The following is a 10,041-nucleotide window of genomic DNA, read 5'->3' as shown; positions in this document are numbered from 1 at the left end:
CTGAATGTCGCTTCCTCGCCATGTCCCGTACCCCTCTCGCGGCCAATGTAATGGCTCAGTTCTAGGGGGGAAGGACACCTCACAGATAAGGGGTTTGAAGAGCTATGTGCGCCCCTCTTGCGCCATATTGGTTTCGAAAATGTTAAAGTCACCGGGCAGCGAGGCGATCAGGGCATCGACGGCGAAGGCTACCTTATGATCAACCGCTTCGTCCGAACCAAGGTCGTGTTCCAGTGCAAGCGCTATGAGGGAACAGTCGGCCCCTACGAAATCCGCGAGTTTCGTGGCGCAATTCAGGGTCGCGCTGAACGCGGTATTTTCCTAACCACCGGTACATTCACAAAAGGATCAAGGGAAGCTGCTTCACAAGAGAACGCAACTACGATTGAACTTGTAGACATCGATCGACTGCTTGAGCTTATGATCGAAGAAGGCCTTGGCGTGCGAGAGACAAAGGCACTCACTATAGGGGTCGACTGCTTCTCAGCCTACCAGAAAAAGGATTAGTACGATGATGCAGGGCTTAAAGTCGCGACCAAGTAACAGCCGCTCTTACTCTCCAAGAAAAAAGCGCTTGTTTACCTCAGAGCCACCTTCGCCGCGAGATTGAAGGCGCGAAGGTGGCTCTGAGGTAAACAAGCTATCTATAGCTCTATCTTTGGGCTTCGGAGTCCATCGAAACTGGCAACCCTTTACCCACAGCGTGCTTCCTATGTGCTTCCTACAAAAGCTTCCAAAATCGCCTACATCGAGCAAGCAATTGACTTTTATGGCGGACCCTAGAGGATTCGAACCTCTGGCCTCTGCCTTCGGAGGGCAGCGCTCTATCCAGCTGAGCTAAGGGTCCACTGACGCGCGGTATAGCGGCATGATCGTCCCCTCGCAACGGCAAAACGGATGTGCCAACGGAGATCGTAGCGTTTAGCGACATCATCCAAACATACCAACCCGCGCACCCAAACAAATCACCCAAATTGGAGGGAAACCGCGGGGACAATCCGTGATTTGCTTCGCTCAGGCGAAAAGATCATGTGCAAGCTCCAGCGCATCCACCAGAACATCGACTTCTGCCTTGGTGTTGTAGAGCCCGAACGACGCACGACAGCTGGCCGGAATACCCATATGCGCCATCAGGGGCCCAACACAATGCTGCCCGGCCCGCACCGCGACGCCCTTTTTGTCGAGGATCGTGGAAATGTCATGCGCATGCGCGGCCCCATCCATCGTGAAGCTGAAGATCGCAGCCTTGTCCGGCGTCGTGCCTTGGACCTGCAGCCAGTTCAGTCCGCCCAGCTTTTCAACGGTATAGTCGCGCAGGTGATCTTCATGGGCTGCGATGTTCTGCATCCCCAGGCCCATCATGTATTCCAGCGCCACGCCAAGCCCGATCGTCTGAACAATCCCGGGTGTCCCCGCTTCAAACTTCATGGGCGGGTCGTTATAGGTGACGGTTTCCTTGCTGACGTCACGGATCATATCGCCGCCCCCGATGAAGGGGCGCATCTCGGCCATACGATCTGATTTGACATAGATCGCTCCGGACCCGGACGGGCCATAAAGCTTGTGGCCCGTGATGGCGTAAAAATCACAACCGATGTTGGATACATCTACCGGCTGGTGAACCGCTGCCTGACTGCCATCCACCAAGACCGGCACCCCGCGGGCATGCGCTTCCTGCGTGATGGTTTTCACATCCACCCGCGTGCCTAAGAGATTGGAAAGGTGGGAAATCGCCACCAATTTCGTCTTTGGCCCAATCGCATCGATAACAGCCTGCGGATCGAGATAGCCAGTGCTGTCCACGTCCACCCACTTCAGCACCACGCCCTGCCGCTCGCGCAGGAAATGCCAGGGCACGATATTGGCGTGGTGTTCCATCACGCTCAGCACGATCTCATCGCCCGCTTCCATGCGCGGCATCGCCCAGCTGTAGGCGACCATGTTGATGCCTTCGGTGGTGCCGGAATTCAGCACGATCTCATCTTCGGACCCTGCGTTCAGGAACCTTGCAATCACGCCCCGGACGCTTTCGTATTTATCCGTGGCCAGGTTGGACAGATAATGCAGCCCGCGGTGCACATTGGCGTATTCGTTGGCATAGGCGTTGGTGACGGCATCAATTACCACCTGCGGCTTTTGCGCAGAGGCACCATTGTCGAGATAGACCAGAGGCTTGCCATTGACCTCACGGCCAAGGATTGGAAAATCATTGCGGATTTCGGTGACATCATACATTCGCGGGTACTCCGAGGGCGCTGACGCCAATCATTGAAAAGAGCAGGGAAAATCCCACAGACAGCGCCAGAACCGCCGCCAGCAGGACCATAACGGCGCGGGCCAGAGAATTGAGCTGAAGCCCGGCGCTGATGAAATTCAAAAACACCCAAAGCGTCGCAATCCCGATGAGCAGCACCAGGAAACCAGCCAGAAAAGGCACCAACAGAACAGTGAGCAGAACGGCAACCTGGGCGACCGCGCGCAGGACCTGCATCCACACCAGCAGCGCCAGCAGATCGTCCATGTCACCGCTGCCGCCAATCGCGCGCCCGGTCCAGTAGATCGCATGCACGGTGATGACGAAGCCACCCGCAACGATCATGAAAAGCGTAAAGGGGCTCGCGACCATACCCGCCAGTGGATCGGGAACCGGGATCAGGTAGTTCGACAGGGACGACATGATCGTGCTGATGATCGCCACCAATGCTGCAGCCATCCACAGCTCGGTGCGCCCGATCTGCCAGCTCATGATCTGCGCCGCTGCGGATTTGGGATCGCGCAAGGTCAGCAGGGCCAGTTGCGGCCAATCCACTGCCACAGTCACTCAGGCGTCCTTTCTGCGGCGATCAACCCGCCGATCCAAAACCAGCCAAACACCAAAAACCACGCAAGCCCCACGATCTGCAATTCCAATCCCGGCCCGATGAACCCTGCCACAAGCCCGTTGAGCAACATCAGCGGGGACGCGGCGAGCAATGCCCAGAACAGCGCCAGCCGCGCGCCATAGTGGCTCCCCTGCCCGCGAAAAAGCTTGGCCACAAGATGCGACAGGCTGGCAAGGCCATACAGCATCAGCGGCGCAATAAAAACCCAGGCCATGAGCGAGGCGCCCAGCAGCATGTTCAACTCGGTGCCTTCAATATGCGCCTCGCGGGCGAGCCGTGGCATCTGCGCGATAAACACAATCACACAACCCGCCATCAGATACGCCAGGGCGCGATCCTCGCGCGGTCCAAGCGACAACAACCCGCGCAATACTTTGCCCGGGTTGCGATAGGTCGCCGTGATGTTGCGCGTGACCGCCATTAGCCGCGATGCCGTTCCAGCCAGGCCGCAAGACGGCCATTGATCTCTTCGCGCAGATCCTCGTTTTCGATCTCTTCCACCGCTTCCGCAAGGAAGGCCAATGTCAGAAGATCCGTCGCCTGAGCTTCGCGCACGCCGCGCGAGCGCAGGTAAAACAGCGCGTCCTCATCAATCGCCCCCGAGGTGGAGCCGTGGGAACAGGCCACATCATCGGCGTAGATCTCCAACTCCGGCTTGGCCAGAAATTGACTGTCATCATCCAGCAGCAGGGATTGGCTGATCTGATATCCATCTGTTTTCTGGGCATCTTTCTTGACCAGAATCTTGCCCTGGAACACGCCGGTTGCGCCATTGCGCAGCACCTTCTTAAAGACCTGGCGGCTTTCGCAGCCGACCGCATCATGGGTGATGAACACCGTATCATCGTGGTGGAAATCCCCGTCACCAACACAGGCACCCGCCACATGCGCCACCGCATCATCCCCGGTCAACTCAATCACACATTCATTACGGGTCAGCACGCCATTGGCGGTCAGCGTAAACGATTTGAAGGTGCTCTGCTCGCCCAACCGGGCAAAGAGATGCGTGGCCGCGCGCCGCTCATGATCGCGCCCTTGCGCCCGGACGTGATGGAATTGTGCCCCGTCCGCGACATCAACCTCCATGCATTTGTTGAAGCGCGCCGCCGCCGGGCCGTTTTCCAGAACCGTGACTTCCGCCCCCGCATCCAAACGGATCACGTGGTGCAGCACCGCATCGCTGGTTTCTGACCGGTGATGATACGTCAGGTTGATCGGCTTCGACGGTTTGCCCGTGACATGGATCAGCACGCCGTCTGTGGCGAAAGCGGTATTCAGCGCAGCCAGCGGTCGGACAACCGGGTCTTGCCCCCTGGCTTCCAGCACGCCGTAAAGATCGCGCGCCCAGTGAATATCCGACTTCGTTTCCGCAAGGCGTTCGATGGTCACCTCTTCGAGCGACAGATCATCGGAGGCTTCCGCATCAAAGATACCATCGACAAAAACGATGTTCAGCCGATCCATCTCGCCAAAAATCGGCGCTTCATCATTGTCGAAAAGGGCTGCAGGGACGGCGCCCGGCTGCACCAGCGTTTCCGGGCGGGTGTATTTCCAATATTCGTCACGCCGGTCCGGCAGGCCCATGGCGTGCACACGTGCCAAAGCATCCTTGCGCGCGGCCTCGGACCATCCCCCCTGCGGCAGGCTCAAAGCATCAAGCCGGGCCTCGGTTGCTGTCATCTGTGTTGCAGCTTCGGCCATTACGCCACCTCAGCCAGGATGCCGGCATAGCCGTTGTTTTCGACTTCGAGCGCCAGTTCCGGCCCCCCCGATTTCACGATCTTGCCATCCGCCATGATGTGCACAACGTCCGGTTTGATGTGATCGAGCAAGCGCTGATAGTGGGTGATCACAAGGAAGCCGCGCCCTTCGGAGCGCAGCGCGTTCACCCCTTCGGAGACCAGTTTCATCGCGTCCACATCCAGGCCGGAATCGGTTTCATCCAGAATGCACATCTTGGGCTCAAGCATGGCCATCTGCATGATTTCATTCCGCTTTTTCTCGCCACCGGAAAAGCCGACATTGACGGGCCGTTTCAGCATATCCGCATCGATCTTCAGCTCCTTGGCGCGGGCACGCACGGCCTTGAGGAAGTCAGAGGCGGACATTTCCTCCTCGCCGCGGGCTTTGCGTTGCGCATTCACCGCCGTGCGCAGGAAGGTCATATTGCCCACACCGGGGATTTCGACCGGGTATTGAAACGCCAAAAACAAGCCAGCGGCGGCGCGCTCTTCGGGCTCCATCTCCAGCACATCCGCGCCCTCAAGCGTGGCCGCGCCTTCGGTCACCTCGTAGCCATCCTTGCCGGACAGAACATATGACAGGGTCGACTTGCCGGAGCCATTGGGCCCCATGATCGCATGGACAGTACCCGCTTCGATTTCCAGATCGACGCCTTTGAGAATCTGCTTATCCTCTTCTTCCAGTTTCACGTGCAGGTTCTTGATGCTCAGCATTTTCTTATCCTTTTCATTCGGGCTCCACCGGGGTGGAAAGTGTTCTCATTCAGTGTATTGCGCGATGTTCTTTAGGTGATCGTGACAGCCGTACCGGAGACGGAAACCATCAGCATGCTGTCCCCGATCACCTCGTAATCCAGATCAATGCCCACCACCGCATTGGCCCCAAGCGCGGCTGCGCGTTCCTCGATCTCATGCATGGCTTCATCGCGGGCATCCTTGAGCTTGCTCTCGTAAGCGCCCGAGCGCCCGCCAATCACATCCGTGACCGAGGCAAAGAAGTCGCGCACGATATTCGCGCCCATGATCGCCTCGCCCACGACGATCCCTTTGTACGCGGTGATCGGGCGGCCTTCGACGGTGTTGGTGGTGGTCAGGATCATCATCGTTTCCAGTCTTATCGCTTGGCTTCGTCACAGGCCGGGCACAAACCGCTGGACGCACGCGCACGTTGAAGCACGGTGAACAGCCTAAGTGTGAGTGCGCTCCAGCATAAAAACAGGACAAACCCAATGACGATCTCAAACCGTTCCGCGTATTGCCCGATCAGCCAGCCATCTTCGACAAGTTCAGCAACGATTTCATCGTGGCCCATCGACATGAAAAACACGATGAGATGCCCGAGCACCAATAGCGTCAGCTCCCGTGTCTCCGGCATAAGACGCCAGGGGTGGCCCAGCTTGATTGGCTTGGCTTGTCCTTCATGTGATGCGCTTGGCGCCATCAGCCTACCGAGCCCTCAAGTGAAATCGCCACAAGTTGCTGCGCTTCCATGGCGAATTCCATCGGTAGGGCCTGCAGCACGTCCTTGCAGAACCCATTGACCACCAAGGCCACGGCTTCCTCTTCGTCCATCCCGCGCGAGCGGCAATAGAAGAGCTGGTCGTCATCCACCTTGGAGGTCGTCGCTTCATGCTCGACGCGAGAGGAGTTATTCTTCACCTCGATATACGGCACCGTATGCGCCCCACAATCGCCACCGATCAGCAGGCTGTCGCATTGCGTATAGTTCCGCGAATCCTTGGCTTTGGGGTGCATCGAGACCAGCCCACGATAGGTGTTCTGCGCCTTGCCCGCCGAGATCCCTTTGGAGACAATGCGCGATTTCGTACGCTTGCCCAGGTGGATCATTTTGGTGCCAGTGTCGGCCTGCTGCATGTTGTTGGCGATGGCAATCGAGTAGAACTCGCCCTGCGTGTCATCCCCGCGCAGGATGCAGCTGGGGTACTTCCACGTCACGGCAGAGCCGGTCTCCACCTGTGTCCACATCACCTTGGCGCGGTCGCCGCGGCAATCTGCGCGTTTGGTCACGAAGTTATAGATGCCGCCCTTACCGTTTTCATCGCCCGGGTACCAGTTCTGCACCGTGGAGTATTTCACCTCCGCGTCTTCCTCGACGATGATCTCTACAACTGCCGCATGCAACTGCGCGATATCACGCTGCGGCGCAGTGCAGCCTTCGAGGTACGAGACATAGGAGCCTTTGTCAGCGATGATCAGCGTGCGCTCGAACTGCCCGGTGTTCTCCGCATTGATGCGGAAATAGGTGCTGAGCTCCATCGGGCAACGCACGCCAGGTGGCACGTAGACAAACGACCCGTCCGAGAAGACAGCGGAATTCAGTGTTGCATAGTAGTTGTCGCTGACCGGCACGACAGTGCCGAGATATTTCTTCACCAGCTCCGGATGCTCCTTGATCGCCTCGGAGATGGAGCAGAAAATCACGCCCGCCTTCTTCAGTTCATCCTGAAATGTCGTGCCGACCGAGACGGAATCAAACACCGCATCAACAGCCACCTTGCGCGGCTCGTCACCCAGCTCCTCAGCACCTTCGACGCCCGCGAGGATCATCTGCTCCTTCAGCGGAATGCCGAGCTTCTTGTAGGTTTCCAGCAGCTTGGGATCGACCTCATCCAACGACTTCGGCTTGACCTCCATCGATTTCGGACGGGCGTAATAGTACTGGTCCTGGAAATCGATCTCCGGGTAATCGACCATCGCCCACTTCGGCTCTTTCTTCTGCAACCAGCGCTCGTAAGCCGCCAACCGCCATTCGGTCATCCACTCCGGCTCTTCGTTTTTCTCGGAAATCAAGCGCACGATATCGGGGCTGAGACCCTTGGGCGCATATTCCATTTCGATGTCCGTGGACCAGCCGTATTTATACTTGCCACCGACCTCGCGCACCGCATCAACGGTTTCCTGATCGACGCCTTCCTTGACCTGAATCTGGTCCGCTATGGTGTTGTCCAGTGCTGCCATCTTTCCCTCCAACTCATGCCGCGCGGGCACGAAATTTACGTTCTTTCTCAAGCCAGGTTTCAGCAAATCGCTGAATGTCCTGCCGCGTTGTCTCAAGTCCCAGCGATACGCGGATGGCGCTGCTGGCGGTGGTGTCGTCATAGCCCATGGCCCGCAAAACGGTGCTGGCGCGTACCTTGCCGCTGGAGCAGGCAGAGCCTGCGCTGATGGCGAAGCCCGCCAGATCCATCTGGATCACCTGGGCCTCGCCCTTCCAGCCCGGTGTTGCAAAACACGAGGTATTGGGCAGACGATTTACATCTTTCCCGACAAAAATAGTTGTCTTTGCATCGGCTGCAAGGGTGTTTTCTAGAATCTTTCTAAGTTCTTCGATTTCTTCCCAGCGACCGGCCGCCAAATCGCGCTGTGCGGCCTCTGCCGCAGCCCCGAATCCAGCAATGCCAAGGATGTTTTCGGTTCCGGAGCGACGGCCCATCTCCTGACCGCCCCCCAGAATGCGCGCTTTCACGTCCAGCCCGTGCTTGACGATCAGCGCACCCACCCCCTTCGGGCCACCGATTTTATGGGCCGACGCCATCATGAAATCCGCCCCCGAGGTCGCGAAGGAGAAACTGGTTTTCCCAAGCGCCTGCACCGCATCGACGAGCACCAACACCGAGCGATCAAGCGCCCAGAGCGATTGGGCATGTTTCAACGTGTCCTGCAGCACGCCTGTCTCGCTATTGGCCGCTTGCAGCGCCACCACATCATCCCAAATCGTTTCTTCGAACGACTGGCCCTGCGCTGTTCCGGTGAGCACACCGTTTGAATCCACGTCCAGCAGACGCGTCAGATCGACACCTTCCTTTTGCACCCAGGAGAGCACTGCGTCATGCTCAATACCCGCGCTGGAAACCGTCGCAAATTCCGGAATCGCGAGGCTGGCGGCTTCCGTGGCCCCGGACGTGAAAATCACGTCGCCGGGCGCGCAACCGGCCAAGGCGGCCACCTGCGCCCGTGCCCGTTCGACCAACGCCTTGGCCTGCCGCCCTTCTGCATGCACGGAAGAAGGATTGCCGATCACATCCATCGCATCGATCATCGCCTGCCGCGCCTCGGCGCGCAGGGGGGAGGTCGCGTTGTGATCGAGATAGACGCGGTTCATGCCTCGTCTACAACGTCAAAGAGGTTCGGCACCGCCGGACAGGGCGCAAGCTCATTGGCCACCACATCCGAAAGGCGGGTGTGATGCAGGAACACATAGACATGGGCGCTGAGCCCTTCCCAGAGTCGGTTCGTCAGGGACTGCGCGCGGCTGCCCGAGGCCCCACCGGAGGCTCCTGCCCCCTTGTGCATCGCATCGACGGTCTCATCCACCGCCGACAGGATATCAACCACGCGAATGTCCGAGGAGCGTTGCGCCAGCTTGTAGCCGCCCCCCGGCCCGCGCACCGAAGATACCAGTTCTGCCCGGCGCAGTTTCACGAAGAGCTGCTCCAGATACGGCAGGGAAATCGACTGTCGCTCGGCGATGTCGCCCAGCGTCACCAATTGTCCTTCGGGTTGCAGCGCGATGTCTGCAAGCGCCACCATGGCGTACCGGCCCTTTGTCGAAAGTTTCACGTTAAGGCTCCTTGCGATCGTGGGTTCAGCCGCAATTGATTGACGCGGACAAATAAAATGCCTAAGTCCGAGTTTCGCACTCCGAGGAACGAAGTGCGCACGAATTAGAACCGTTCTAAGGTGCCCCAGCGGAGCAGTCAAGAATTCGCAAGGCACGAATAGACATTGAAACAGGGACGCTCATGCCCGAGGTCATTTTCCCAGGACCCGAAGGCCGCCTCGAAGGCCGTTACCACCCTCAAAAAGAACGCGACGCACCGATTGCAATCATCCTGCATCCGCATCCGCAATTCGGCGGCACGATGAACCACGTGATTGTGCACCGGATGCATTATGCCTTTTACAACATGGGCTTTACCGTTCTGCGGTTCAATTTCCGCGGTGTCGGGCGCAGCCAGGGGGAATATGATCAGGGGATTGGCGAGCTGTCTGACGCGGCCTCTGCGCTGGATTACTTGCAGTCCATGAATAACAACTCCAAGCACTGTTGGGTAGCCGGTTTTTCCTTCGGGGCGTGGATTGGCATGCAGCTTTTGATGCGACGCCCGGAAATCACCGGCTTCATCTCTGTGGCACCCCCCGCCAACATGTATGATTTTTCCTTCCTCGCGCCCTGCCCGTCCTCCGGTCTGATCATCAACGGCACGGCGGACCGCGTGGCGCCGCCAAGCGATACAGAATCGCTGGTGGCCAAGCTGCATGAGCAAAAGGGCATCACCATCACCCATGAACAGGTCGAAGGGGCCGGGCATTTCTTTGAAGAGCCGCACTTGGATACGCTGATCGACACCATGACGTCCTATGTCAAAAGGCGTCTGACAGAAACGACGCGGTGA

At 58.3% G+C, this 10,041-nt stretch carries 11 protein-coding genes, 1 tRNA gene and 1 pseudogene; 2 read left to right on the top strand and 11 right to left on the bottom strand.

Going from position 1 to position 10,041, the window contains the following annotated elements; genetic code table 11:
* Window positions 1–93: 93 nt before the first annotated feature.
* A pseudogene (locus Q1A63_RS08090) lies at window positions 94–507 on the top strand (restriction endonuclease); the annotation flags it as partial.
* 263 nt (window positions 508–770) lie between these two features.
* On the opposite strand, the gene Q1A63_RS08085 reads toward Q1A63_RS08090, so the two are convergent.
* The 11 genes from Q1A63_RS08085 to Q1A63_RS08035 all read right to left on the bottom strand — a co-directional run bounded on the left by Q1A63_RS08085 (window position 771) and on the right by Q1A63_RS08035 (window position 9,205).
* A tRNA-Arg gene (locus Q1A63_RS08085) sits at window positions 771–847 on the bottom strand.
* A gap of 167 nt (window positions 848–1,014) precedes the next feature.
* Window positions 1,015–2,235: a cysteine desulfurase gene (locus tag Q1A63_RS08080; RefSeq protein ID WP_298969595.1), complete on the bottom strand. Its 1,221-nt coding sequence runs from the start codon at window positions 2,233–2,235 to the stop codon at window positions 1,015–1,017.
* Window positions 2,228–2,821, bottom strand: a complete 594-nt coding sequence (locus Q1A63_RS08075) for a YIP1 family protein (protein WP_298969596.1) — start codon at window positions 2,819–2,821, stop codon at window positions 2,228–2,230. Before Q1A63_RS08075 ends, Q1A63_RS08080 begins: the two co-directional genes overlap by 8 nt.
* Window positions 2,818–3,303, bottom strand: coding sequence for a YIP1 family protein (locus Q1A63_RS08070; RefSeq protein WP_298969597.1), 486 nt, complete (start codon window positions 3,301–3,303; stop codon window positions 2,818–2,820). Before Q1A63_RS08070 ends, Q1A63_RS08075 begins: the two co-directional genes overlap by 4 nt.
* Window positions 3,303–4,583, bottom strand: coding sequence for a Fe-S cluster assembly protein SufD (gene sufD / locus Q1A63_RS08065; protein ID WP_299631174.1), 1,281 nt, complete (start codon window positions 4,581–4,583; stop codon window positions 3,303–3,305). Before sufD ends, Q1A63_RS08070 begins: the two co-directional genes overlap by 1 nt.
* Window positions 4,583–5,338 (bottom strand): Fe-S cluster assembly ATPase SufC, encoded by a 756-nt coding sequence (sufC, locus tag Q1A63_RS08060; protein ID WP_299404747.1) that lies wholly within the window; start codon window positions 5,336–5,338, stop codon window positions 4,583–4,585. The genes sufD and sufC overlap by 1 nt, the downstream gene beginning before the upstream one ends.
* A 71-nt stretch (window positions 5,339–5,409) precedes the next feature.
* Window positions 5,410–5,724 carry a heavy metal-binding domain-containing protein gene (locus Q1A63_RS08055; RefSeq protein ID WP_299631173.1) on the bottom strand — a complete coding sequence of 105 codons (315 nt, stop codon included), beginning with the start codon at window positions 5,722–5,724 and terminating at the stop codon, window positions 5,410–5,412.
* A 14-nt stretch (window positions 5,725–5,738) separates the two neighbouring features.
* Window positions 5,739–6,065: a hypothetical protein gene (locus tag Q1A63_RS08050; protein ID WP_299631172.1), complete on the bottom strand. Its 327-nt coding sequence runs from the start codon at window positions 6,063–6,065 to the stop codon at window positions 5,739–5,741.
* A complete protein-coding gene (gene sufB / locus Q1A63_RS08045) occupies window positions 6,065–7,603 on the bottom strand; it encodes a Fe-S cluster assembly protein SufB (protein WP_298969602.1) in 1,539 nt (512 codons plus the stop codon). Before sufB ends, Q1A63_RS08050 begins: the two co-directional genes overlap by 1 nt.
* Before the next feature lie 13 nt (window positions 7,604–7,616).
* Window positions 7,617–8,747: a cysteine desulfurase family protein gene (locus tag Q1A63_RS08040; protein WP_298969603.1), complete on the bottom strand. Its 1,131-nt coding sequence runs from the start codon at window positions 8,745–8,747 to the stop codon at window positions 7,617–7,619.
* The gene (locus Q1A63_RS08035) at window positions 8,744–9,205 is read right to left on the bottom strand and encodes an Rrf2 family transcriptional regulator (protein ID WP_298969604.1); all 462 of its coding nucleotides are present in this window, start codon (window positions 9,203–9,205) and stop codon (window positions 8,744–8,746) included. Before Q1A63_RS08035 ends, Q1A63_RS08040 begins: the two co-directional genes overlap by 4 nt.
* A gap of 182 nt (window positions 9,206–9,387) precedes the next feature.
* Between Q1A63_RS08035 and Q1A63_RS08030 the strand changes: the two genes are divergently transcribed.
* The gene (locus Q1A63_RS08030; RefSeq protein WP_298969605.1) at window positions 9,388–10,041 is read left to right on the top strand and encodes an alpha/beta hydrolase; all 654 of its coding nucleotides are present in this window, start codon (window positions 9,388–9,390) and stop codon (window positions 10,039–10,041) included.

Origin of the sequence: uncultured Roseobacter sp. (genome assembly GCF_947499265.1) — a bacterium.
Lineage (GTDB): Bacteria > Pseudomonadota > Alphaproteobacteria > Rhodobacterales > Rhodobacteraceae > Roseobacter.
The sequence above is the reverse complement of the archived record's forward strand: the minus strand, read 5'-3'. Positions and strand labels throughout refer to the sequence as shown.